We start from the raw sequence: 23069 nt of genomic DNA, 5'->3' as shown, positions 1-23069 counted from the left end.
TCCCCCCTCCTGTCCCTGCTGGACAAGGTCGGGGGCCGCACGGATGAGGAGATCCTGGACTTCAGCGTCGTCCAATCCCGCCAGGAGGCCTGGTACAACGCCGTCCTGCTGGCCGGCCAGACGGAGGCGGAACGCGAGACCACCATCGACCGGCTGGACGTCCGGGCCGCGGTACTGGCCCGGTTGATCGCTCGGCCGGGCCTTCTCGTTCGACCGGCGCTTGAGTTGATCCGAGGGACCGAGAGTGGGGACGTGGGGGCTGTCATTGCGCATCTGGACGGTGCGATGGAACGGGCGTCCACCGGGTGAGCGACGACGGGGTGAGGCCCGGCGGATCACCCCTCCGCTTCGAGACCCCGTTGGCCACCAGCTCCGTCGCGAGGAGTTCGGCGGTGTCCGCGACCCGGATGAGTCCGTGCACGGTGAGAACCAGGCGCAGGGTCACGCCACGGTGCGCGTCATCCCGACCGACCAGGACGGCTTTGGCGGTGCCGACGCCTCGATGATGTACATGGGTGGCCCACTACCCCGACTGGATACAGGGTTCCTCGACGCTCCCACCGGAACGGTGTTCATCGATGCACAGGCGGAGTTGAGTCGACTCCGAACACTCTTCCGAAGGGTACGGACGGCGTCGCTGGACCCCACGGCGTCACGAGATCTCATCCACCGTTTGGTGAAGGAGCTGTGAGGCGCGCCATGATCCATGCCCCGCACTGGCAGAAGTCCACCTTCTCGGGTGGCGGCGAAGGCAACACCTGCGTCGAACTCGCCGCTACCTCGTCCATCACTCTCCACCTCCGCGAGAGCGACGCCCCCGGCACCGAACTCACCACCACCACCGCCCCGTTGGCCCACCTCATACGCGTCATGAAGTCGGGTCGATTCCGCGCCTGAGCACGCCCGCGCCGGGGGATATCCCCCACTCCGATCCTGAGGTACACCGGATCGCGCCCCGCCGGAGGGCGAAACTAGCGTTCAGCCATGACTTCGGCCCTGCGGAAGCACCTCGTCATGGCACTCGGCATCGCCACGCTGCTCGCCGCCGAGATGGGCACCGCCGTAGCCCAGCCCGCCGGCCCCTCCCCTGCGGAGCAGTTGCGTCGGGACACCGCGGCGATCCACGCCCTCGGTGTCAGCGGGGTGCAGGCCCGCGTGGTCGCGTCCGGCGGCCGGGAGGCGGTCGCCACCAGCGGTAGCGCCGATCTGGACACCGGCCGCCCGGTCCGTTCCGACGGCTACTTCCGCATGGCCAGTACGTCCAAGACGCTGGTCGCCACCGTGGTCCTCCAACTGGAGGCCGAGGGCAGGCTGTCCCTGGACGACACGGTCGACCACTGGCTGCCAGGAGTGGTGCGGGGCAACGGCAACGACGGCACCCGCATCACCATCCGCCAACTGCTCCAGCACACCAGCGGAATTCACGACGACCTCCCCGGATACACCACACCGGAGGAGTACTACCAGCAGCGCTACGACGTCTACGGCCCCGAGCAGTTGGTCGCCCGCGCCATGGCCCACGCGCCGGACTTCCCGCCCGGCGGGGGCTGGGCGTACTCCAACACCGGTTACGTCCTGCTCGGCACCATCATCCAGAAGGCCACCGGTCAGCCCGCCCACCAGGAGATCGACGACCGCATCCTGCGTCCGGTCGGTCTCAACCAGACCCGGTGGGGCGGTACTTCGCCCACCCTGCCCCGGCCGCACGCCAAGGCCTACCAGCTCTTCGGCCCCGGTTCCGTGGTGGACGTCACCGACCAGATACCGGTGGACTACGAGAACCTCTCGTTCGTCACGACCACGCGGGACGAGAACACCTTCTTCCGCGCGCTGCTCGCGGGCCGCCTGCTGCCGACACGGCAACTGGCCGAGATGAAGCAGACCGTCCCCGTGAGCGCGGAGGTCCAACTCCTCTGGCCCGGCGGCCGATACGGACTCGGCCTGGCCGAACGCCCCCTGAACTGCGGAGGAACCTACTGGAGCCACGAGGGTGGGGACGGCGGCTACATCACCCTCAACGGCGTCACCGACGACGGCAGTCGAAGCGCCGTGGTCTCCATGTCCGAGGCCCGCGGCGACACCCTGGAACACATCCTCGCCCAGGAGAACGCGGCCAGCGCCCTCATCGACCACGCGTTGTGCGCCGGGGGCTCCAACACTCCTTGATCAGCGCAGAGTCACCGGGTTGCTGAGAGCCGCCATCCGTCCTCCGGGATGCCGCACCTCAACCCGGACGAACGCCGACTCCCGCGCACTCGTACGCCACTCCACCGTGCCCACTCCCACCCCCGCGCCCGGCAGCGAAGCAACGTGGACCTTCCCCCGCTCGGTATGGAAACTGACCGCCCCCGAAGGCACACCACGCACGCCCAACCGAGCCACGACCGGTCCACCTCGGCTCTCCAACTGCCCACCGACACCCACCCGTTGAGCACCGGCAGAGACCACAAACGACAACTCAACGGCGGCAGACTCAGCGATCCAACTCCGCCCGGCGCGAATGCCGGCGAGCACCGCATCCGTGCTCAACTCCTCGGCCCGCACGACGGTATGCGGAACACCGATCTGGCCTGGCAGATGCGCGTCACTGTTCCCCATCGCCGGCCGCCACCCGCCCCGCCGGATCTCCGCGCCGAGACTCCGCCCCCACTCCGCCAACGCCGCCTCGTTGTCCGCCTGCCAGGGCAGGTCCGAACTCCACGGCCCGTTCCAGACCTCCACCGCGTCGAACCCCTGGTACGGATACAGGAACGTGCCCGAGTCGTAGGGCGCGTGCGGATGAGCCGCCACGCACAACCCGCCACCGCGGTGGACCTCGTCGAGATGCCGCCCGACCACCCCGTCCCGCACGCCGTACCGCCAGTCGACCACCTGCCCCGGCCGAACACCCAGCGCCAGCCAGTGCCCGGTGCGGGTGGTGACCTCCTGCCCCAGAACCACCAGCAGATCGTCACCGGCGTGCCGACCCCAAGTGCCATGCGTATCCGCGTTGTTGTGCTCGGTCGCCGCCAGGAAATCCAGCCCCGCCGCACGGGCCTCGACAGCAAGGCGTTCCGGCGTCAGCTCACCGCCGTGCGAGCACACCGAGTGCACGTGACAGTCACCTCGGTACCAGCCGCTTCCTCTACCGGCCACCCGATCCCGGTTCCTCTCCCGCGCCCAGCCCGCCACGACCGTGTTCTCCCCGCACCAGCGCAAGCAACCGCACCCGAGCCGCCACCAGCCGCTCAGCGAACCGGTCGGCGCAAACACTCCTCCTGCCGCGACGCCAGCCCGCCCGACCGCCCCCGACCCTGCACCTCTGGAGGCTGGGGCCTTTTCTAACCAGTCAAAGTGCACAACAGTGGTTAGATTTACCCCCGGCTTCCAGCAACCCCCCAGTCGGGGTCAGACCGCCCGCGTTCCCCGCCGCCACACTCCGCTCACCAACGGCACCCCCGGCCGATAAGCCAAATGCACATGGCTGGGCGCGTCCAGCAGGATCAGGTCTGCGCGCGCCCCCGGCGCGATCCGCCCCACGTCGTCCCGCCGCAACGCCGCCGCCCCGCCCGCCGTAGCCGCCCACACCGCCTCGTCCGGAGTCATCCCCATGTCCCGTACCGCCAGCGCGATGCAGAAGGGCACGGAGGACGTGAAGGACGAGCCGGGATTGCAGTCCGTCGACAAGGCCACAGTGACGCCCGCGTCCAGGAGGCGGCGCGCGTCCGGCCACTCGGCGCGCGTCGAGAACTCCGCGCCGGGGAGCAAAGTAGCGACCGTCGCGCCGCTCGCCAGCGCGTCCACGTCCGCGTCCGTGAGGTGCGTGCAGTGGTCCGCGCTCGCCGCGTCCAGTTCTACGGCGAGTTGGACGCCGGGGCCGTGGGAGAGCTGGTTGGCGTGGATGCGCGGGTGGAGGCCCTTCGCCTTGCCGGCCGTGAGGATCGCCCGCGCCTGGTCGCCGTCGAACGCGCCCTTCTCGCAGAACACGTCGATCCAACGGGCGTGCGGGGCGCAGGCGTTGAGCATCTCGCCGGTGACCAGGGAGACGTACGCGGCGGGGTCGTCGGCGTAGTCCGGCGAGACGATGTGCGCGCCGAGGTACGTCACCTCGTCCGTGTGCGCGGCGGCGATGCGCAGGGCGCGGGACTCGTCCGCGACTGTCAGGCCGTAGCCGGACTTCGTCTCGAAGGTGGTGGTGCCCTGGCGGAGGGCCTCGTCCAGGTAGCGGGTGAGGTTCGCCTCCAGTTCCGCGTCGCTCGCCGCGCGCGTCGCCGCGACCGTCGTACGGATGCCGCCCGCGCTGTACGCGCGCCCGGACATGCGCGCGTTGAACTCCTGCGTGCGGTCGCCGGCGAAGACGAGGTGCGAGTGGGAGTCCACGAAGCCCGGCAGGACCGCCCGCCCACCGGCGTCGACCCGGTTGTCAGTGGCGGGTGCTTTGCTTGTTTCACCGGTCCACGCGATGCGGTCGCCATCGATGACGACGGCCGCGTCCTGGATCAGACCGAGGGGAGACTTGTCACCCAGGGAGGGGTCGTTGGTGACCAGCGTGGCGATGTTGGTGATGACGGTGCTGCTGCTCATCGTGTCCTCGTGGGTGCGTGGGTCGGCGGTCGTCTCTACGCGCGCAGGGCTTCGACAGCTGCGGCGAGCGCCTGCGGTACGTCCGGTACGAGCGCGTGCGCGCCGTCGCGTACGACGTGCCGGCCGCCCACGATCGTGTGCCGTACGTCCGCTGCCGTCGCCGCGAATACGGCCGTCTCGGCGCCGAGCCTGGGCACCGGCCCCGCCGTTCTGACCGAGTCGAGCGCGATCGTCGTGAAGTCGGCGAGCGCGCCTGCCTCAAGCGTGCCCGCTTCCTCCCAGCCCAGCGCCGCGTGACCGTCTGCCGACGCTGCGCGCAGTAGGGCCGCTGCCGTCCAGTGACCCCTCGTGCGAGTGCGGAGGCGCTCGTTCAACTCCATCGCTCGGGCCTCCTCAAGCAGGTCGATGACGGCGTGGCTGTCGGAGCCGAGGGAGAGGGGGGAGCCGGCTCGTTGGAGGGCTACGGCGGGGCCGATGCCGTCGGCCAGGTCCCGTTCCGTCGTCGGGCACATGCAGGTGCCCGTGCCGGTCGAGCCCAGCAGCGCGATGTCCTCGTCCGTGAGGTGCGTGTTGTGGACGCCGGTGGTGCGCCGGCCGAGCACCCCGTGGTCGGCGAGGAGTCGGGTCGGGGTGCAGTCGTGGGCCGTGCGGCAGGCGTCGTTCTCCGCCGTCTGCTCGGACAGGTGGACGTGGAGCGGGGCCCGGCGCTCTTCGGCCCAGCCGGCCACGGTCGCCAACTCCCTTGCGGGCACGGCCCGTACGGAGTGGATGGCGGCACCGATCCTTGCGTGATCCCGTTCCTTGAGAAGTGAACAGCGTTCGGCCCAGGCGTCCGCGCTTCCGTCGGAGAAGCGGAGCTGGTGGCGGTTGGGGGGCTGCCCGAAGCCGGAGGAAAGGTAGGCGGTGTCGAGGAGGGTGATGCGGATACCGGCTTCGGAGGCGGCAGCGATGAGTGCCTCGCCCATGGCGTTGGGGTCGGCGTACGGGGTGCCGCCGTGCGCGTGGTGCACGTAGTGGAACTCGCCGACCGCCGTGATCCCGGCCAGCGCCATCTCGGCGTACACCGCGCGGGCGAGTGCGTGGTAGGTGTCCGGGGTCAGCTGGTCGGCGAAGGAGTACATGAACTCCCGCCAGGTCCAGAAGGTGCCGGAGCCCACCTGGACGGTGCCGCGCAGGGCGCGGTGGAAGGCGTGGCTGTGGGCGTTGGCGAGCCCGGGGAGGGTGAGTCCGCGCAGGATCTCGGCGCCGGGGGGCGGGGTGTCGATCTCGGTGCGGACGGCTGCGATCCGACCGTCCCTCACCTCCAGGGCGACGCCCGGCTCGACGTTGGTGTCGAGCCAGGCGTGTTCCAGCCAGTACGTCCGCGTGTGGGGGTGCGTCACCTGCAGGCCAGCCCTTCCAGTACGTCGGCGAGTGCGGTCACCCCGGCCACGCAGTCGTCCTCGGCCGCGAACTCGGCCGGGGAGTGCGAGACGCCCGTGGGGTTGCGCACGAACAGCATGGCGGTCGGGATGCTCCCGGAGAGGATTCCGGCGTCGTGTCCGGCACCGGTGCCGAGAACGGGGACGTTCAGGTGCGTGTCCTCGCCGGTGGTCTTCCCCAGGACCCGGGCGAGTTCGTCGCGCAGGGCGTGGTCGAACTCGACGACGGGGGTGAACGACTCCCGGACGATGTCCAGGTCGACGCCGTGCGCCTCCGCGTACTCGCGGGCCGCCTTCTCGACGCCGGTGACCACCGTGTCGAGGGTCTGCTGATCGGCGGCGCGGGAGTCGAGCCAGCCGCGCACCAGGGAGGGGATGGCGTTGACGCCGTTCGGTTCCACGGCGATCTTCCCGAACGTGGCCACGGCGCCCGCGAGTTGGGCCTCGCGGCGGGCGGCGAGCACGGTCTCGGCGTACGACAGCATCGGGTCGCGGCGGTCCACCAGCCGGGTGGTGCCGGCGTGGTTGGCCTCGCCCCTGAAGTCGAACCGCCAACGCCCGTGCGGCCAGATGGCGCTGGCGATGCCGACCCGGTCGCCGGAGAGGTCCAGCGCACGGCCCTGCTCGACGTGGAGTTCGACGAACGCGCCGATACGGGCGAGGCGTTCGGGGTCGGGGCCGATGGCGTCGGCGTCGTAACCGGCCGCCGCCATGGCCTGCAGCAGTGTGACCCCGTCGCCGTCGGTCAGCCGGTGCGCCTGCTCGACCGTGAGCTGCCCGGCGGTCAGCCGCGACCCGACACAGGCGAGCCCGAAGCGGGCGCCCTCCTCGTCACCGAAGTTCACGATGGCGAGCGGCCTGGTGAACCGCGCTCCTCTGCCCCGCAGTTCGTCGAGCGCGGCGAAGGACGACACGACTCCGAGGGGCCCGTCGAAGGCCCCGCCGTCCGGCACCGAGTCGAGATGCGACCCGGTGACGACGGCATCCCCGGCAGCGGGGTCCCCGAGCCAGGCCCACTGGTTGCCGTTGCGGTCCAGCTCGTAGGTCAGCCCGCGCGACTTCGCCTGCTCCTCGAACCAGGCCCGGCACTCGGCATCGGCACCGGTCCAGGCGTAGCGCCGGTACCCGCGGGATTCGGGGTGCCGGCCGATGGGGAGCAGCTCACGCCACATCTCGTGGAAGGAGGCCGGGGTGTGGGCCGAGCCCGCGGGCCGCACGGGCTGAGCCCGGCCATCGCTCGACGCCGGGCGCGGCCCCCCCTCACCTGCCGCAGGCTGCGGCTCAGCGCCGCCGGCCACGGGCCGCGTGGTGCCGTCGCCTGCTACAGACTGCAGGCTGCCGTCACCAGCCGTAGAGTCCAGGCCGCCGTCACCAGCCACGGGCCGCGATGCGGCATCGCCCGCCACAGACCGTGGGCAGTCGTTCCGCAGGGCGATGGGGGTCCCCCCGCTCGAACGAAGTTGAGAGTGGGGGAGGGTGGGCACGGCCGGACCCTCGGTCGGCGACGAAGCTCCCGCCTCCACCGAGGAGTTGCCGCCCCCGGCCTCACGAGCCGTCACGCGTCGTCACCCTCGCGCATCGGTACCCGCACACCCCGCTCGGCCGCGACCGTCTCCGCGATGTCGTAGCCGGCGTCGACGTGCCGGATGACGCCCATACCGGGGTCGTTGGTCAGTACCCGGCGGATCTTCTCGCCGGCGAGCTTCGTGCCGTCGGCGACGGTGACCTGGCCCGCGTGGATGGAGCGGCCCATGCCGACGCCGCCGCCGTGGTGGATGGAGACCCAGGACGCACCGGAGGCGACGTTGACCATGGCGTTCAGCAGGGGCCAGTCGGCGATCGCGTCGGAGCCGTCGAGCATGGCCTCGGTCTCGCGGTACGGGGAGGCGACGGAGCCGCAGTCGAGGTGGTCGCGGCCGATGGCCAGCGGGGCCGCCAACTCGCCGCTCGCGACCATGTCGTTGAAGCGCTCGCCGGCCTTGTCGCGCTCGCCGTAGCCGAGCCAGCAGATGCGGGCCGGGAGGCCCTGGAAGTGGACGCGCTCGCCGGCCAGCTTGATCCAGCGGTGCAGGGACTCGTTCTCGGGGAAGAGGTCGAGGATCGCCTTGTCGGTCTTGTGGATGTCGGAGGCCTCGCCGGACAGGGCGGCCCAGCGGAAGGGGCCCTTGCCCTCGGAGAAGAGGGGGCGGATGTAGGCGGGGACGAAGCCGGGGAAGGCGAACGCCCGCTCGTACCCGGCGAGTTGGGCCTCGCCGCGGATCGAGTTGCCGTAGTCGAAGACCTCGGCGCCGGCGTCCATGAAGCCGACCATCGCCTCGACGTGCTTGGCCATGGACTCACGGGCGCGGACGGTGAAGCCCGCCGGGTCCTTGGTGGCGGCGTCGGCCATGTCGTCGAAGTCGATGCCCACCGGCAGATACGCCAGCGGGTCGTGGGCCGAGGTCTGGTCGGTCACGATGTCGATGGGGGCACCCTCGGCGAGCATCTGCGGAAGCAGCTCCGCCGCGTTGCCGAGGAGGCCGATGGAGAGCGGGCGGCGGGCGTCGCGGGCCTCGACGGCGAGCTGCAGAGCGTGCTGCAGACTGTCGGCCTTCACGTCGAGGTAGCGGTGCTCGATGCGGCGCTCGATGGCGCGCGGGTCCGCGTCGATACAGATCGCGACGCCGTCGTTCATCGTGACCGCGAGGGGCTGGGCGCCGCCCATGCCGCCGAGGCCTGCGGTGAGGGTGATGGTTCCGGCGAGGGTGCCGTTGAACTTCTTCGCGGCCACGGCGGAGAAGGTCTCGTAGGTGCCCTGGAGGATGCCCTGGGTGCCGATGTAGATCCAGGAACCGGCGGTCATCTGGCCGTACATGGTGAGACCTAGGGCCTCAAGGCGCCGGAACTCCTCCCAGTTCGCCCAGTCGCCGACCAGGTTGGAGTTGGCGATGAGGACGCGCGGCGCCCACTCGTGGGTCTGCATCACGCCGACCGGGCGGCCCGACTGGACGAGCATCGTCTCGTCCTGCTTCAGGGTGCGCAGCGTGCGGACCATGGCGTCGAAGGAGCGCCAGTCGCGGGCGGCCTTGCCGGTGCCGCCGTAGACGACGAGCTTGTCGGGGTGTTCGGCGACCTCGGGGTCCAGGTTGTTCTGCAGCATCCGCAGGGCGGCTTCCTGCTGCCATCCCAGGGCGCTCAGTTCCGTACCGCGCGGTGCTCGTACGGGGCGGGGTCCTGACATGGTCTGCCTCCTAGCGGACTGCTCTCAGCGGATTTTTAACTGTAGCTATTCACATCCTGACTTCGTGAATAGAACTAGTCAATACATGGGGGCGTCTCTGTGGGCAGGCTCTGAGTGTTTGGCTGGATGTACCAACCACGGGCAACGACCTGACGGGGGCTGCAGTGAACGACGAAACCCAGGGTTACACGGACCGCGCCGCTCCCGACATCCATCCCGGCGCCGAACGCACCGCCCGCCGGGACGAAGCCGTGCGGGCCGCCGTGGAGCAGGGGCTGCTGGGGCCCGGCGCCCCCATCGCCGCGCTGCTGGACGTCACCGGCATCCGGGAGTCCGCGGCGGCGCTGCGCGCGGCGTTCGACGCGGTGACGGCGCCCGGGACGCCCGTGCTGCACGCGTTCGCCGTGAAGGCGAGTCCCCTCGTGCCGGTGCTGCGGCTGCTGCACGAGGAGGGCATCGGCGCGGAGGTGGCGAGCCCCGGTGAGCTGGCCCTGGCGCGGGCGGCGGGCGTACGACCGGAGCGGACGGTGCTCGACGCGCCCGCGAAGACGCCGGCGGAGCTGCGGGAGGCGCTGGCGCTGGGGATCGCGGTGAACGCCGACAATCCGCAGGAGCTGGGGCGGATCGACGCGCTGATGCTCCCCCATAGCCCTAAAGGCATGGGAGGTACCCCCATGGCGAGCAGTCGTTCCCCGCTCGGGATCCGGGTCAATCCGCAGATCGGCGGCGGGTCGATCGCCGCGCTCTCCACGGCCACGGCGACCTCGAAGTTCGGGGTGGCGCTGCGGGACGAGGGGGCGCGGGAGTGGGTGGTGCGGGCGTTCGCGGAGCGGCCGTGGCTGACCCGGCTGCACGCGCACACCGGGTCGCAGGGCATCCCGCTGTCACTGCTGGCGCGGGGCGTCGCGGAGACGTACCGGCTGGCGGAGGAGATCAACGCGCGGCTCGGGCGGCGGCAGATCGACACGCTCGACATCGGCGGCGGGCTGTCGGTGAACTTCGACTCGGACGCGACGACCCCGACGTACGCGCAGTACGCGCGGCTGCTGAAGGAGGCGGTGCCGGGGCTGTTCGACGGGCGGTACGGGCTGGTGACCGAGTTCGGGCGGTCGATGCTGGCCGAGCAGGGGACGGTGGTGGCCCGGGTCGAGTACGCGAAGAGTGCCGGCGGGCGGCCGATCGCGATCACGCACGCGGGCGTGCAGGTGGCGACGCGGACGGTGTACGCGCCGCAGTCGTGGCCGCTGCGGATCGCCGCCTACGACGGGAAGGGACGGCCCAAGTCGGGTCCCGAGGTGGTGCAGGACGTCGCCGGTCCGGCCTGTTTCGCGGGGGATCTGCTGGCGGAGGGATGCGCGCTGCCGTTGCTTGAGCAGGGGGACTACGCGGCGGCGCTGGACACCGGGGCGTACTACTTCGCGGCGCACTACGCCTACAACTCCCTTGCCCGGCCCGGGATTTACGGCTTCGTGCAGGACGGTGCCGGGGGTGTGGCTTTCGCGACCGTGCGGAAGCCGCAGACGGTGGCGGAGATCGTGGCCGAATCCGGCGGGGCGCACGCCGCCGCGCTCACCACCCTGCGGGCGCCCGGGGGCCGTTGACGCACACCGGTGCGAGCACGGTTCAACTGACCCCTGTAACTCGTGTGAAAACGGGGTCAGTTGACCCACCTTAGTCACTCGGGGGCATGTTCCACCGGAAAATGCCAGATCCCTCACCCCTCGGCCACACGGTGCGTAGCTTCGTCGTCACTCAGCCGAACCGCAGGCGGGAGGGGAGCCACGGTGCCCGGAATCGACGAGTGCTTACTGGAGGCCATGCGACTGCCCGGTGCCCGGGGCGTCGCGCTGGTCGACTGGACGAGCGGGCTGGCCCTGGGCGTCGTCGGGGAGTCCCCCGGCGGCGACCAGGAGGCCAGTGCCGCCGAGGCCGCGGAGCTGGCGCGGCTGGCGGCGGAGCACCGGGCGTTCGCGTCCGTCGGGGAGGACGGTGAGGAGACCGACGATCCTCCGCTGGAGGATCTGATCGTCAGCAACCGGGACAGCTATCACGTGCTGCGGTTCGTGCGGACGTCGTTCGACAGCAGTGTGTTCCTGCATCTGTGGCTGGCCCGCGCGGAGGGCAATCTCGCACTGGCCCGTATCCGGCTCGGCGAGATGGCCGGACGGCTGGTGCTGGGATGACCGCGGTCAGGACCACGCCCACCACCCCGCCGCCCCGGCTGCCCGTGCGGGCCAAGGCCGCGGCCGGCGACCGGGGTTGGGGCGGTGTCTCGCCGATGCTGACGCGGCTCGCCGCCGAGGAGGCGACCGGTGTTCTCGTCCGCGAGCGGGGCAGCCTCCATCTCGTCGACGGCCGGGTCGTGCACGCCGAGAGCCCGTCCGCCCCCGGGCTCGACCTGCTCCTCACCGCGCACGGCACGCTGCGCGCCGAGGCCTGGGAGGCCGCCGCCAGGGCGACCGACGACCGGCACGCCACGACCCGACTGCTGCTGGACGGCGGCCTGTTGAGCCCGGGCGCGCTGGAACTGTGCCATCTCGGGGCGCTGTACGACGCGGCGTACTTCGTGCTCGCGCCCAGCAGCACCCCGGGCCGTTTCCGCTACGGCGTCACGCATCCGCTCGGCTCCGTGCGGCCGGTTCCGGTGGCCGCACTGGAGCGCGAGACGCTGCGCCGCCGCGATCTGCTGCACCGCGTCTGGCCGGACGCGGCGACGGACGGCGCGCCGCTGGTGCGGGCCGACCCCGTCGCGCCCCCGCCGGTCACCGCGCGGCAGGCGGCGGTGCTGGCGCGGGTGGACGGCGTCCGCACGGCGCCGGACATCGCGCGGGCGCTGGGCCGGCGGGCGTACCCCACGCTGCTGGACGTTCGGCGGCTGGTGTCGGCGGGGCTCGTGTCGCCCCGGGCGCCCGCGCCCGCCGCCGAGCCCCTGCCGGACGTCACCGATCCCGACATCACGTTGCTGAAGAGGCTCAGGGATGCGCTGGAGGCCCTTTGAGCGGCAGCGAGCACGCGCTGAGAGGAGAGAGCCGATGGCCTCCGAGGCGGAGATCCTCGACGAGCTGCGCCGGTTGAGAGCCCGCGTGCCCCAGCTGACCGGGGCGCTGGCGGCGGGCGTCGACGGTCTCGTCCTGGCCCAGGACACCCCGGGCGTCGAGCCGGAGCGGGTCGCCGCGCTCACCGTGACGGCGCTCGGCGTGGCCGTACGGATGGCGGACGCGACCGGGCAGGGCGACTTCCGCGAGCTGATCGTGCGCGGGGTCTACGGCTATGTCGTGACCTACGCGGCGGGCCGCGGCGCCGTGCTGACCGTGCTCGCGCAGGACCGCGTCCACGTCGGCCGACTGCTGCTGGAGGGCCGCCGCGCGGGGGCCCGGATCGGGGAGCTGGTCGACGCCGAGGCGGCTGCCGCGGCCGTAGCAACACCCGTAGCAACAGCCGAAGCCACACCCGTAGCCACAGCCACAGCCGGAGCCGGAGCCGAGGAGAAGACCGACGCGGCGCCCGCCGAGGCGCCCCCCAAGACCACCACCGCACGAACGAGAACAGCGCGCGCACCACGCACCACCACAAGCACCAACGCGCGTACCACCACGGAAAGTTGAACGGAACCAAAGGAGCACTGTCATGGCCAACACCGAAACCTCCCTCAAAGAGGCGCTGACCTCCATCGAGGGCGCGACCGGGGTCGCGCTCGTCGACTACACCAGCGGTATGGCGCTCGGCACGCTGGGCGGCAGCAAGACCTTCGACCTCGGCGTCGCCGCCGCCGGGAACACCGACGTCGTGCGCTCCAAGATGCGCACGATGGAGCACCTCGGTCTGAAGGGCGACATCGAGGACATCCTGATCACGCTGTCCAACCAGTACCACCTGATCCGCCTGATCAAGGGGCGCGGCGGCAACGGCCTCTTCCTCTACCTGGTCCTGGACTCCAACCGGGCCAACCTGGCGATGGCCCGGCACCAGTTGAAGAAGATCGAGGCGGACCTGGAGGTCTAGAGCAGGTCCGAAACCCGGCTAGGCGAAGACGTCGCCGCGGCGGCGCGCCCCGCCCGGGGTCGCGTCGCCCGCGGCGATGCCGGTGGAGCGGTAGCCCTTGACCGGCTTGCCGGCGGGGGCGCCGTCGCGCTTGTCGAGCCAGTCCACGCGGATCCACAGCAGGGCGTCGTCGGCCCGTTCCCGGCGGCCCAGCCAGGCGGCCTTGAGGCGCAGGCCCGTACCGGCGCCGGCGAGCAGCATGCCGCCCGCCGCGGGCACGGCGAACGAACTCGCCAGCGCGAGCGCGAGGGCGAGGACGAGCCACCAGCGGTGGGCGCGGCGCCAGTTCCGTACGCTCACCGCGCGGTCCTGGAGCACGTCGTGCTTCCCGGCCCGGGCGGCGCCGCGGGCGAGCGCGGTGTAGCGCTTGCGGCGCGCGTACGACACCACGATCGCCGCGATGATGAACAGCGCGGCCCCGGCCATCACCCCGATCCGGCGCCCGGTGATGCCGGGCAGCAGCACGCCGACACCCGCCGCCAGCACCCCGAACCACCACATCGGGGCGGCTCCGGCCCGTACGACGACTGCCACTCGGGCCAGCCCCTGGACTCTGCGATCTCCGCGTGCCACGTCCCGCCTCCTGGTCGTCCCGGCACAGTTCCGTAGAGCCGGGAGACTAGTGAGCGAACGTGAGACGAGTCTGAGAACACGGCGGCGGGGACGGGACGGTTGACCGAGGCAGGCCCGCTCAACAGCTCGGCGAGCACGGATGCCCAAGGGGCGCGGGGCTGCGACATTGGCGGCTCCGCCGCGGGGCGCGGCCAGCCACGGCGCACCTGCACCCGAAAGCCACTGCCGTCAGCCGACGACCACCGTGGGTCGGCGTCGGTGTCCCCGGCAACCCCCCGCCGCCCGCGCAGCGTCCGTCACTCCACGAACAGCCCCCGCGCCGCCGCCCGCGCGTCGAACTGCTCCAGCCGGGCCTGCGCGTCCGGCAGGTCGTCGCACATCGCCTCCAGGAGGACCCGGCCGAGCAGCATCGGCGCGCAGGCCGTGTCGAAGGCGAGGCCGGTGCCGACGGCGGCCGGGATCAGCAGGTCGGACACCTTGGCGACGGGCGCGAACGCCGAGTCCGCGACGGTGACGACGGTCAGGCCCGCCTCCCTCGCGTACGCCAGCGTGTCGACGACCTCGCGCGGATGCCGGGGCAGCGCGAAGCACAGCAGGGTGGTGGCACCGGCCCGGACGGCCGCGTCGATCCGGTCGTGGATCATCGTGCCGCCCTCGTTGAGCAGCCGTACGTCCGGATGGACCTTGGCGGCGAAGTACGCGAAGCCGTACGCCTGGGAGGCCGCCGCGCGCAGGCCGAGGACGGGCAGCGGACGCGAGGCGGCGAGCAGCCGGCCGGCCTTCGCGACCGGCCGGGGGTCGGCCAGTATCTCGGCGAGGTGCTTGAGGTTCTCGATCTCGGCCTCTACGGCCTGCTGGTACTCGTTGTACGACGCCGTGTCCGTGGCCGACTCGGCGGGGGCGACCTCGCGGAGGTGTTTGCGCAGCGCCGGGTAGCCGTCGAAGCCGAGGGCGACCGCGAAGCGGGTCACGGAGGGCTGGCTGACGCCGGCGAGTTCGGCGAGTTCGACGCTGGAGAGGAACGGCACGTCGGCGGCGCGGCGCACCATGCTGTGCGCGATGCGCCGCTGGGTCGGCGTGAGCCGGTGCCCCTCGAAGAGCGCCTGCAGCCGTGCGGCCGGGCTGTCGGTCACACCCATACTCCTGTCCACGGCCCCCTCCGCGCTCCCCTCCACACTCCTGTCCTCGCTCCTGTCCCCGCTCATGACGTGCTCCCCCTCCAGATCTCGGTGAACCGGTCCAGCAGTCCCGTCGCCGCCGTCACATCGTCCGTGAGCGGCCGGTCCGCCGTCTCGTCGTTTAGCACCGACTCGGCCAGCTCCAGCGCGCGACCGACCGGGAGTTCCGGGTCGGGCCGCAGACCGCGCTGACGCAACGCCCGTACGGCGGCGACGAGTTCGCAGCCGACGACGAGACGGTACGCGCGGCAGGCGCGCAGTGTCTGACGTGCGGCGAGCGAGGCGAAGCTGGCCTGTTCCTCGACGCCCCGGGAGAGTACAGCGTGCCCGAGCGAGGCGGGAGCCGAGAAGGCCCGCAGGTCGCCGAGGGCCGCCGCGGCGGCGTACTCCAGGATCATCACGCCGGAGGATGCGGCCTCGTTGTCGGCGAGGAAGGGCCTGAGGCGGGTGAACGCGGGCTCGTTCAGCGAGGAGAGCCGGGACGTCGACAGGCGGGCCACCTGGGTGAGCGCGAGCCTGAAGTGGTCCAGGGCGAGGACGAGTTGGGCCTGGTAGAAACCGCCGTGGTGGTAGGCGGTCATGTCCTCGGCGGAGATGAAGGGGTTCTCGGCGGCGGCGTTGATCTCGATCGCGAGCACCTCCTCCAGCGCGTCCGCCGCGTCGTGCGCGGGCCCGTGGATCTGCGGCAGACACCGGAAGCCGTACGGGTCCTGAATACGCCCGAGCGGAGGAGTGGGCCGGTCGGCGGCCCCGATCAACTCCCGCATCCGCCGCGCGACTTCGGTCGACCCCCGATGCGGCCGGGCGGCGTGCACGGGCGCGGCGTACGGCTCGTGCGACCCGTCGACGGCGAGCAACGAAAGCGCCCCGACGACCTGCGTGGCCCCGATGAGCCCCCGCAACTCGTGCAGGGCGAGGGCGGACTGCCCGAGGGTGAGCGCGTTGCTGCTGATGAGAGCGAGGGCGTCGTTGTTGTCGAGGGGCTGGGGCTCGGGAACTCCGGTGAGGGCATGGGGCACGGGAACTCCGGCGAGGGCGCGGGGCTCGGGAACTCCGGTGCGGGCATGGGGCTCTCGAACTCCGGTGAGGGGACGGGTACTTGAGGCCGACGCGCCACGGCTGCCGCCCCCGTCGGCGTCACGGCGACCGAACCCTCCGGCATCGCGCCCGGCAGAACCCCCGGCGTCGCGATCCCCGGCGCCACGCCCGACAGAACCCCCGGCATCAAGGCCGCCGAAAGTCCCCGCGCCCCGCCCGCCAGAACTCGCCACGCCAGGCCCACCGCGACCCTCCGCATCTCGCCCGCCGAAGGCCACCCCACCAAGCGTGCCAACACCCTCCGCGACCCGCCAGGGATGCTCCCCCACCAACGCCAGCCCCACCTGCGCCAGCGCCGCGATGTCCCCCGTCCCCACCGAGCCGAACTCGTTGACGACCGGATACACCCCGTTCTCCAGCGCCTCGCACAGCGCGGTGACGACCGTAGGCCGAAGTCCCGCACCGCCCGCCAGCAACTGGTTGGCGCGGACGGCGAGCATGGCCCGCACCTCCCGGGCCGGGAGTTCGTCGCCGATCGCACCGGCGTGGCTGCGCAGCAACCTCAACCCGTGCTCGGCGGCCGCCTCCGTGGGCACGTCCTCGTTCCGGTTGGCGCCGACGCCGGTCGAGCGGCCGTAGACGCGGCCGGTCGCGGCGATCTGGCGGGCCGCGTCCCAGGACTCGGTCGCGCGCTTCATCGCGTCGGTGCCGGGGACCGGGCGGGCGTCCCCGTCGGCGAGTCGTACGACGTCGGTGACCCCGAAGCCGACCCCGTCGAGGACGACCAGACCGGTGCCTCCGGACAGCGTCACATCGGAGGCGTCCACGATCTGAGACGACATAAGGCGACGAACTCCCCTCAATCAGGACACTCGATCTTGCCTGCCGGTCATCCGTTACCTCGGATTAACGCGGAGACATTGACAAACTATTCAGACACCGAGAACTCTGCATGACGTTATACAGCCGGGCAAGGGACAACTCATGATCCAGTTCGACGCGGTCCACAAACGCTTCCCCAACGGCACGACAGCAGTTCACGATCTCTCCCTGGAGATGCCGGAAGGCGGGGTCACCGTACTGGTCGGATCCTCCGGTTGCGGCAAGACGACCACCCTTCGGATGATCAATCGGATGATCGACCCGACCTCGGGCGTCATCAAGGTCGGCGGCAAGGACGTCACCCAGCAGGACGCCGCGGAACTGCGCCGTTCCATCGGGTACGTCATCCAGCAGTCGGGCCTCTTCCCGCACCGCACGGTCCTCGACAACATCGCCACCGTGCCGCTCCTGCTGGGCCACGGCCGCAAGAAGGCCAGGGCCCGCGCCGCCGAACTCCTGGAGACCGTCGGTCTCGCCGCCGACGCCGGGAAGCGCTACCCGCACCAGCTCTCCGGCGGCCAGCAGCAGCGCGTCGGCGTGGCCCGCGCGCTCGCCGCCGACCCACCGGTGCTCCTGATGGACGAGCCCTTCGGCGCCGTAGACCCGGTGGTCCGCACCCAGCTCCAGGACGAACTGCTGCGCCTGCAGAAGGAGTTGAACAAGACCATCGTCTTCGTCACGCACGACATCGACGAGGCCGTACGGCTCGGCGACCGCATCGCGATCTTCCGCACCGGCGGCCACCTCGTCCAGTGCGCGGCGCCCACCGAACTCCTCGCCCGCCCGGCCGACGACTTCGTCGCCGACTTCCTCGGCGCCGAGCGCGGCCTCAAGCTGCTCTCCCTGAAGACCCTCGCCGACGTCCCGCAGGGCCCGGCCCCCGAGGGCGACACCTGGACGCTCGTACTCGACGAGGCCCGCAAGCCCCTCCACTGGGCGACCAAAGCCACGGACGGCGCCGAGATCCCCGTACGACCGCTCCACGACGGCGACTCCCTGCTCGCGGCCCTCAACGAGTCCGTCGCCTCCCCGAACGGCCTGATAGCCCGCGTCGACGCGGCCGGCGTCCTCACCGGCGTCTCCTCCCGCGACGACATCCACACCCACGCGGGCCAGGCGCACGCCGACGCGCGGACGCACACGGGGACCACGGAGACCGAGGCGGCCGCCGCATGACCATCGACTGGTCGTGGATAGGCGACCACACCGACGACCTCACCAGCCTCACGCTCTCGCACCTCCAGGCCGCGATGAGCGCCGTCTTCTTCGGCCTGCTGATCTCGCTCCCGCTGGCCGTCGTGGCCCACCGCGTCCGGCCGCTCCGGGGCTTCCTGCTCGGCCTGTCGAACGTCCTCTTCACGATCCCGTCGATCGCGATCTTCGTGCTCCTGCTGCCGATCAGCGGCCTCACCCGCACCACGACCGTGATCGGCCTGACGGTCTACACGCTGGTCGTGCTGCTGCGGAACACGGTCGAGGGCCTCGACTCGGTCCCCGCGAAGACGAAGGAGGCCGCGAAGGCGATGGGCACGCGCCCCCTGCGCACGCTCCTCACCGTCGAACTCCCCCTCGCGCTCCCGGTGATCATGGCCGGGGTCCGCATCGCCACCGTCATGTCGATCTCGCTCGTCTCGGTCGCGACCTACATCGGCGACGGCGGCCTCGGCCAGCTCTTCACCGACGGCTTCCAGCGCGACTTCCCGACGCCGGTCATCGTCGGCGTCGTCCTGACCCTGCTCCTGGCCGTCGTGGCGGACGCCCTGCTGGTCGGCCTCCAGTACGTCCTCACCCCGTGGAAGAGGCGGCGAGCCTGATGTTCGAACTCTTCAAGAACCTCGCCAAGTGGCTGACCAGCGGCTCCCAGTGGGCCGGTTCGGACGGCATCGCCCACCGCCTCGCCGAGCACCTCCAGTACTCGCTCCTCGCGACCCTCATCGCGGCCGCGATCGGCCTCCCGCTCGGTCTGCTGATCGGCCACACCGGCAGGGGCGCGTTCCTCGCGATCAACCTCGCCTCCTTCGGCCGCGCCCTGCCGACCGTGGGCCTGGTCGTCCTCGTCTTCCTGGCCAGCGGCCTGTCCATGTGGCCGGTGTACATCGCGCTGGTCGCCCTCGCGGTCCCGTCGATCGTGACGAACACCTACGCCGGGATGACGGCCGTGGATCCGGATGTGAAGGACGCGGCCCGCGGGCAGGGCATGCGCGGCCACCAGGTCCTCTTCCAGGTCGAGTTGCCCCTCGCGCTCCCCCTGATCATGACCGGCCTGCGCCTCGCACTGATCCAGGTGGTGGCCACCGCCACGATCGCCGCCTACGTCTCGTTCGGCGGCCTGGGCCGCTACGTCTTCGACGGACTCGCCCAGCGCGACCTCGTGCAGGTGCTCGGCGGGGCGGTGCTCGTCGCGCTCGTCGCCATCGTCCTGGACCTGGGCCTGTCCGGCCTCCAGCGCTTCCTCTTCCGCCACCGCACCGCCTAGGAAACCCGGGAACCCGAAAATGAACCGTCGCACCCTCCTCGGCGCCCTCGCCGGAACGGCCGTCGCCGTCCCCGTCCTGTCCTCCTGCGCGGGCGGCGTCACCTCGCTGGACGGCGGGGGCTCCGCCGGCGGTGGCAGCGCCTCCAGCAAGAACGGCGTCACCATCGGCACCGCCAACTTCACCGAGAACCAGGTCCTCGGCTACCTCTACGCCGCCGCCCTCGAAGCGGCCGGCGTGAAGGTCAAGGTCCGCCCCAACCTCGGCACCCGCGAGATCGTCTTCCCCGCCCTCAAGAGCGGCGACATCGACGTCCTGCCCGAGTACCAGGGCTCCCTGCTCACCTACCTCCAGCCCCAGTCCAAGGTCGCGGAGGCGGGCGAGATGCAGAACGCCCTCACCCTCGCCCTCCCCTCCGGCCTCCAGGTCCTGCCCTACGGCATCGCGGAGGACGCGGACTGCTTCGTCGTCACCCGCGCGACCGCCAAGAAGTACGGCCTGACCTCGCTCGCCGACCTGGCGAAGCACAACGGCAAGCTCGTCATCGGCGCCTCCGCCGAGGTGAAGACCCGTCAGGTGGGCGTCGTAGGACTGAAGTCCGTGTACGGCGTGGAGTTCAAGGAGTTCAAGTCCCTTGATTCCGACGGGCCGTTGGTGAAGGGCGCGCTGAAGAAGGGCGATGTGGACGTGGCGAACCTGTTCACCACCGACACCGACATCAAGGCCAACGACTGGGTCGTCCTGACCGACCCCAGGACCCTGATCCCCAGCCAGCACATCGTCCCCTTGATAGCCGACCGCGTGGCCGACCCCACGGTCCGCAAGGCTCTCGCGCGCCTGGGCAACCTCCTCACGACCGCCCAGCTCACCGAGCTGAACCGCCAGGTGGACAAGGACAAGAAGGACCCGGAGGACGTGGCGAACACGTACGCGAAGCAGCACGGCATCACGAAGTAGTCGCCGGTCGACGTAATGACCGGTCGATGATCTGACGACGAATCACCCAAGTGTCGTTAATCGACACTCTGGGTAACTGATCGCATGCGTAGGGTGATTGTGCGCTACAAGCACAACGTGCTCTCCCGGCACACCACCTGAGGAAACGCATGGCCTCGAACCGCAGGGCCTTCCTGACGGCCACCGCCGTCGGCGCGATGGCCACCGCCCCTACGACCGCCACCGCCGCCGTCGGCCCACGGCCCCACCCGGCCACCGCCCCCGCCGCGCTCGCCGAACTCCTGGACGGCAACCGCCGCTACGCCACCGACCACTCCCGCCACCCCGACGAGAGCCGCCGGCTGCGCCGGCAACTGGCCACCGCACAGCACCCGTTCGCGGTGATCGTCGGCTGCATCGACTCCCGGGTACCGCCGGAGCTGGTCTTCGACCAGGGCCTCGGCGACCTGTTGTGCATAAGGACGGCCGGCGAGGTCCTGGACGAGGCGGTGCTCGCGTCCATCCAGTACGGGGTGGAGGAACTGCGCATCCCCCTGGTGCTGGTGCTCGGCCACGAGCGCTGCGGCGCGGTGGCGGCGACCCTCGCGCACCTGGAGACCGGCGCCCCCGTCCCCGGACACCTCGCCCTCCTCGTGGACGAGATCAGCCCGGCCGCGCGCCGCACCCGCGCCCTGCCCGGCGACTGGGCCGAGCACACCATGCGGGCCCACACGGCCTGGGTCCGGGACGCGATCCGCGCCGACCCCGCCTTCACCTCCGCGCACGTCGTCGCGGCCCGCTTCGACCTCGACACGGGGCTCGTGTCCCTGCTGCCGTAGCCCCAACTCCCGCTGCCGTAGGCCCACTTCTCCCCTCTTCTCTCCTCCTCTCCCCCTCTTCTCCCCCACGCTCCTGACGCGAAGAAGCTCATGAACATGAACGGCGTGCTCTCCGTCCTGCCCTCCCCCGCCGACTTCCGCACCATGACCCGCGCCCCGCGCCGCGACCTCCTGTGCGGCCTCACGGTCGCCGTCGTGGCCCTGCCCCTCGCCCTCGGTTTCGGGGTCACGTCCGGTCTCGGCGCGGCCTCCGGCCTGATCACCGCGATCGTCGCCGGTACGCTCGCCGCGCTGTTCGGCGGCTCCGCACGCCAGGTCAGCGGCCCGACCGGCGCGATGACCGTCGTCCTCGTCCCGATCGTCCACGAGTACGGCGCGAACGGCGTCCTGACGGTCGGTCTGATCTCCGGCTTCATGCTCCTGGTGCTCGCCTTCGCCCGCGCGGGTGCGGCGATGGCGTACGTCCCCGCACCCGTGATCGCCGGTTTCACCATCGGCATCGCGTGCGTGATCGGGCTCCAGCAGGTGCCGTCCGCGCTGGGCGTGCCCACCCCGAGCGGTGACCAGGTCGCGGTGGTCGCGGCGCGGGCGGCGGAGGAGTTCGACGGAACCCCGCACTGGGCCGCCCTGCTGCTGGCCCTCGGCTCGGCCGCGCTGATGCTGGCCGGGGCGCGCTGGAAGCCGACAGTTCCCTTCTCCCTGGCGGCAGTTGCCGTGGCGACCGTCGTCTCGGAGGCCCTGCACCTGCACGTCACCCGCCTGGGCACACTCCCGGCGTCCCTGCCCGCCCCCTCCCTCGCCTTCCTGGACGTCTCCCGGGTCCCCTCCCTGCTTCTTCCGGCCGCGGCGGTAGCGGCGTTGGCCGCCCTGGAGTCCCTCCTCTCGGCCTCCGTCGCGGACGCGATGCGCCCCGGCGAACGCCACGACCCCGGCAAGGAACTCTTCGGCCAGGGCATCGCCAACCTCGCGGCCCCGCTCTTCGGCGGCGTCCCGGCGACGGGCGCCATCGCCCGCACCGCGGTCAACGTCCGCACCGGCGCCACCTCCCGCCTGGCCGCGCTCGCGCACGCCGTGATCCTCGCCGGGATCGTCGCGGTCGCGGCGCCGCTGGTGGGCCGTATCCCGCTGGCCGCGCTGGCCGGGGTGCTGCTGGCGACGGCCGTGCGCATGGTGGAGACGGACGCGGTGCGCGCGATGGCCCGCTCGACGCACGGCGACGCCCTGGTCCTGGCCCTCACCGCGGCCGGCACCCTCGCCCTCGACCTGGTGCGCGCGGTCCTGATCGGCCTCGGCGTCTCGGTCCTGCTCGCCCTGCGCGCGGCGATGCGCGGCACCCGCCTCACCCCCGCCACGACCGACGAACTCCCGGGCACCTCCGGCACGGTGACCTACCGCTTCGACGGCCCGCTCCTGTTCGCCGCCGCCCACCGCTTCCGCCGCGGCCTCGCCGACGTCCAGGACGTGACCGCCGTAGACCTACGCCTGTCGGGGCTGACGGCGGTGGACGCGACGGGCGCGCTCGCGCTGAAGGACGCGGTGGGCGAGCTGCGCGACCGGGGCATCGAGGTCCGTATCTCCGGCGTGGAACAAGGCCACCATCGCAGGGTGCTGGAGTCGCTCGGGGTGCTCCCGGTGAACCCGACGTCCAACAGGGGGGCTATCCCCAGTGCAGCGGGCGCGGCGGCTCCCTAATCTGAGTCGCATGACGGGAATGGATTCGCACGACGTCGAACTCAAGAAGGAACTCAACGCCACCCTGCAGGCGCGCAGGGAACTCGGCGACGAGTACGAGTCGGGGGGGGGGGGGGCGGACCAGGGGTATGTCGGACACCCCCACCGCGGCCGGGGGGGTCGCCGCGGGGGCCGGCACCGGGCCGCGGGCCACAGGGTGGTGGGCCGCGGCG

The 23069-nt window shown here is 71.7% G+C and carries 22 protein-coding genes and 3 pseudogenes; 16 read left to right on the top strand and 9 right to left on the bottom strand.

The window, feature by feature from the left end; all coding sequences use genetic code 11:
- Positions 1–309, top strand: a 309-nt coding sequence (locus ACFWP5_RS21695; protein ID WP_384158775.1) for a DUF5995 family protein, incomplete at its 5' end; no start/stop codon positions are given.
- Positions 310–337: 28 nt separating this feature from the next.
- Here the strand turns inward: ACFWP5_RS21695 and ACFWP5_RS21690 are convergent.
- Positions 338–442: pseudogene (locus tag ACFWP5_RS21690) on the bottom strand (ATP-binding protein); the annotation flags it as partial.
- Here ACFWP5_RS21690 and ACFWP5_RS21685 point away from each other — a divergent pair.
- From ACFWP5_RS21685 to ACFWP5_RS21675, 3 genes and pseudogenes are all read left to right on the top strand, one after another.
- A pseudogene (locus ACFWP5_RS21685) lies at positions 437–691 on the top strand (Scr1 family TA system antitoxin-like transcriptional regulator); the annotation flags it as partial. The pseudogenes ACFWP5_RS21690 and ACFWP5_RS21685 overlap by 6 nt on opposite strands.
- 8 nt (positions 692–699) lie before the next feature.
- On the top strand, positions 700–897 hold the full coding sequence (locus tag ACFWP5_RS21680) for a DUF397 domain-containing protein (protein WP_384158772.1): 198 nt from the start codon (positions 700–702) through the stop codon (positions 895–897).
- Between the two features lie 87 nt (positions 898–984).
- Positions 985–2166: a serine hydrolase domain-containing protein gene (locus tag ACFWP5_RS21675; RefSeq protein WP_384158769.1), complete on the top strand. Its 1182-nt coding sequence runs from the start codon at positions 985–987 to the stop codon at positions 2164–2166.
- Here the strand turns inward: ACFWP5_RS21675 and ACFWP5_RS21670 are convergent, their stop codons facing one another.
- The 5 genes from ACFWP5_RS21670 to hutU form a co-directional block, all read right to left on the bottom strand.
- Entirely contained in the window at positions 2167–3135 is a 969-nt protein-coding gene (locus tag ACFWP5_RS21670) for a CehA/McbA family metallohydrolase (protein ID WP_384158766.1), read from the bottom strand. It lies immediately after the preceding gene.
- Positions 3136–3387: 252 nt separating this feature from the next.
- Positions 3388–4563 (bottom strand): imidazolonepropionase, encoded by a 1176-nt coding sequence (gene hutI / locus ACFWP5_RS21665; RefSeq protein WP_384158763.1) that lies wholly within the window; start codon positions 4561–4563, stop codon positions 3388–3390.
- A 35-nt stretch (positions 4564–4598) separates the two neighbouring features.
- On the bottom strand, positions 4599–5945 hold the full coding sequence (locus ACFWP5_RS21660; protein ID WP_384158760.1) for a formimidoylglutamate deiminase: 1347 nt from the start codon (positions 5943–5945) through the stop codon (positions 4599–4601).
- Positions 5942–7156, bottom strand: coding sequence for an allantoate amidohydrolase (locus ACFWP5_RS21655; protein WP_384158792.1), 1215 nt, complete (start codon positions 7154–7156; stop codon positions 5942–5944). Before ACFWP5_RS21655 ends, ACFWP5_RS21660 begins: the two co-directional genes overlap by 4 nt.
- Before the next feature lie 383 nt (positions 7157–7539).
- Positions 7540–9204, bottom strand: a complete 1665-nt coding sequence (gene hutU / locus ACFWP5_RS21650) for a urocanate hydratase (protein ID WP_384158757.1) — start codon at positions 9202–9204, stop codon at positions 7540–7542.
- Between the two features lie 164 nt (positions 9205–9368).
- On the opposite strand from hutU, the gene ACFWP5_RS21645 reads away from it, so the two are divergent.
- From ACFWP5_RS21645 to ACFWP5_RS21625, 5 genes are all read left to right on the top strand, one after another.
- Positions 9369–10805, top strand: coding sequence for a diaminopimelate decarboxylase (locus ACFWP5_RS21645; RefSeq protein ID WP_384158754.1), 1437 nt, complete (start codon positions 9369–9371; stop codon positions 10803–10805).
- Positions 10806–10988: 183 nt separating this feature from the next.
- On the top strand, positions 10989–11387 hold the full coding sequence (locus ACFWP5_RS21640; protein ID WP_384158752.1) for a hypothetical protein: 399 nt from the start codon (positions 10989–10991) through the stop codon (positions 11385–11387).
- Positions 11384–12202: a transcriptional regulator gene (locus tag ACFWP5_RS21635; protein ID WP_384158749.1), complete on the top strand. Its 819-nt coding sequence runs from the start codon at positions 11384–11386 to the stop codon at positions 12200–12202. The genes ACFWP5_RS21640 and ACFWP5_RS21635 overlap by 4 nt, the downstream gene beginning before the upstream one ends.
- Before the next feature lie 34 nt (positions 12203–12236).
- Entirely contained in the window at positions 12237–12809 is a 573-nt protein-coding gene (locus tag ACFWP5_RS21630) for a roadblock/LC7 domain-containing protein (RefSeq protein ID WP_384158746.1), read from the top strand.
- A 22-nt stretch (positions 12810–12831) separates the two neighbouring features.
- Positions 12832–13206: a hypothetical protein gene (locus ACFWP5_RS21625; RefSeq protein WP_384158743.1), complete on the top strand. Its 375-nt coding sequence runs from the start codon at positions 12832–12834 to the stop codon at positions 13204–13206.
- 18 nt (positions 13207–13224) lie between these two features.
- On the opposite strand, the gene ACFWP5_RS21620 is transcribed toward ACFWP5_RS21625, so the two are convergent.
- From ACFWP5_RS21620 to ACFWP5_RS21610, 3 genes are all read right to left on the bottom strand, one after another.
- Positions 13225–13818 carry a hypothetical protein gene (locus ACFWP5_RS21620; RefSeq protein ID WP_384158740.1) on the bottom strand — a complete coding sequence of 198 codons (594 nt, stop codon included), beginning with the start codon at positions 13816–13818 and terminating at the stop codon, positions 13225–13227.
- Between the two features lie 296 nt (positions 13819–14114).
- Positions 14115–14957 carry a MurR/RpiR family transcriptional regulator gene (locus tag ACFWP5_RS21615; RefSeq protein ID WP_384158789.1) on the bottom strand — a complete coding sequence of 281 codons (843 nt, stop codon included), beginning with the start codon at positions 14955–14957 and terminating at the stop codon, positions 14115–14117.
- 62 nt (positions 14958–15019) lie between these two features.
- Positions 15020–16876, bottom strand: coding sequence for an aromatic amino acid ammonia-lyase (locus ACFWP5_RS21610; RefSeq protein WP_384158737.1), 1857 nt, complete (start codon positions 16874–16876; stop codon positions 15020–15022).
- Positions 16877–17018: 142 nt separating this feature from the next.
- Here ACFWP5_RS21610 and ACFWP5_RS21605 point away from each other — a divergent pair, with 142 nt between their 5' ends.
- From ACFWP5_RS21605 to ACFWP5_RS21575, 7 genes and pseudogenes are all read left to right on the top strand, one after another.
- Positions 17019–18092 carry an ABC transporter ATP-binding protein gene (locus ACFWP5_RS21605; protein ID WP_384158734.1) on the top strand — a complete coding sequence of 358 codons (1074 nt, stop codon included), beginning with the start codon at positions 17019–17021 and terminating at the stop codon, positions 18090–18092.
- Complete coding sequence (locus ACFWP5_RS21600) at positions 18089–18730, top strand: ABC transporter permease (protein ID WP_384158731.1); 642 nt, start codon at positions 18089–18091, stop codon at positions 18728–18730. Before ACFWP5_RS21605 ends, ACFWP5_RS21600 begins: the two co-directional genes overlap by 4 nt.
- Positions 18730–19392, top strand: a complete 663-nt coding sequence (locus tag ACFWP5_RS21595; RefSeq protein WP_384158728.1) for an ABC transporter permease — start codon at positions 18730–18732, stop codon at positions 19390–19392. The genes ACFWP5_RS21600 and ACFWP5_RS21595 overlap by 1 nt, the downstream gene beginning before the upstream one ends.
- A gap of 19 nt (positions 19393–19411) precedes the next feature.
- On the top strand, positions 19412–20347 hold the full coding sequence (locus ACFWP5_RS21590; RefSeq protein ID WP_384158726.1) for an ABC transporter substrate-binding protein: 936 nt from the start codon (positions 19412–19414) through the stop codon (positions 20345–20347).
- Positions 20348–20496: 149 nt separating this feature from the next.
- Positions 20497–21165 carry a carbonic anhydrase gene (locus ACFWP5_RS21585; protein ID WP_384158723.1) on the top strand — a complete coding sequence of 223 codons (669 nt, stop codon included), beginning with the start codon at positions 20497–20499 and terminating at the stop codon, positions 21163–21165.
- A 90-nt stretch (positions 21166–21255) separates the two neighbouring features.
- The gene (locus ACFWP5_RS21580) at positions 21256–22857 is read left to right on the top strand and encodes a SulP family inorganic anion transporter (protein ID WP_384158720.1); all 1602 of its coding nucleotides are present in this window, start codon (positions 21256–21258) and stop codon (positions 22855–22857) included.
- A gap of 19 nt (positions 22858–22876) precedes the next feature.
- Positions 22877–23069, top strand: a pseudogene (locus ACFWP5_RS21575) (hypothetical protein); the annotation flags it as partial.

Origin of the sequence: Streptomyces sp. NPDC058469 (genome assembly GCF_042721125.1) — a bacterium.
Classification (GTDB): domain Bacteria; phylum Actinomycetota; class Actinomycetes; order Streptomycetales; family Streptomycetaceae; genus Streptomyces.
The sequence above is the reverse complement of the archived record's forward strand: the minus strand, read 5'-3'. Positions and strand labels throughout refer to the sequence as shown.

Coding starts and splice junctions, on each gene's coding strand:
- ACFWP5_RS21610 (WP_384158737.1), bottom strand. CDS start 16,876: ATGTCGTCTCAGATCGTGGACGCCTCCGATGTGACGCTGTCCGGAGGC.
- hutI (WP_384158763.1), bottom strand. CDS start 4,563: ATGAGCAGCAGCACCGTCATCACCAACATCGCCACGCTGGTCACCAAC.
- ACFWP5_RS21635 (WP_384158749.1), top strand. CDS start 11,384: ATGACCGCGGTCAGGACCACGCCCACCACCCCGCCGCCCCGGCTGCCC.
- ACFWP5_RS21605 (WP_384158734.1), top strand. CDS start 17,019: ATGATCCAGTTCGACGCGGTCCACAAACGCTTCCCCAACGGCACGACA.
- ACFWP5_RS21630 (WP_384158746.1), top strand. CDS start 12,237: ATGGCCTCCGAGGCGGAGATCCTCGACGAGCTGCGCCGGTTGAGAGCC.
- ACFWP5_RS21625 (WP_384158743.1), top strand. CDS start 12,832: ATGGCCAACACCGAAACCTCCCTCAAAGAGGCGCTGACCTCCATCGAG.
- ACFWP5_RS21595 (WP_384158728.1), top strand. CDS start 18,730: ATGTTCGAACTCTTCAAGAACCTCGCCAAGTGGCTGACCAGCGGCTCC.
- ACFWP5_RS21680 (WP_384158772.1), top strand. CDS start 700: ATGATCCATGCCCCGCACTGGCAGAAGTCCACCTTCTCGGGTGGCGGC.
- ACFWP5_RS21585 (WP_384158723.1), top strand. CDS start 20,497: ATGGCCTCGAACCGCAGGGCCTTCCTGACGGCCACCGCCGTCGGCGCG.
- ACFWP5_RS21615 (WP_384158789.1), bottom strand. CDS start 14,957: ATGGGTGTGACCGACAGCCCGGCCGCACGGCTGCAGGCGCTCTTCGAG.
- ACFWP5_RS21675 (WP_384158769.1), top strand. CDS start 985: ATGACTTCGGCCCTGCGGAAGCACCTCGTCATGGCACTCGGCATCGCC.
- ACFWP5_RS21590 (WP_384158726.1), top strand. CDS start 19,412: ATGAACCGTCGCACCCTCCTCGGCGCCCTCGCCGGAACGGCCGTCGCC.
- ACFWP5_RS21600 (WP_384158731.1), top strand. CDS start 18,089: ATGACCATCGACTGGTCGTGGATAGGCGACCACACCGACGACCTCACC.
- ACFWP5_RS21580 (WP_384158720.1), top strand. CDS start 21,256: ATGAACATGAACGGCGTGCTCTCCGTCCTGCCCTCCCCCGCCGACTTC.
- ACFWP5_RS21655 (WP_384158792.1), bottom strand. CDS start 7,156: ATGTGGCGTGAGCTGCTCCCCATCGGCCGGCACCCCGAATCCCGCGGG.
- hutU (WP_384158757.1), bottom strand. CDS start 9,204: ATGTCAGGACCCCGCCCCGTACGAGCACCGCGCGGTACGGAACTGAGC.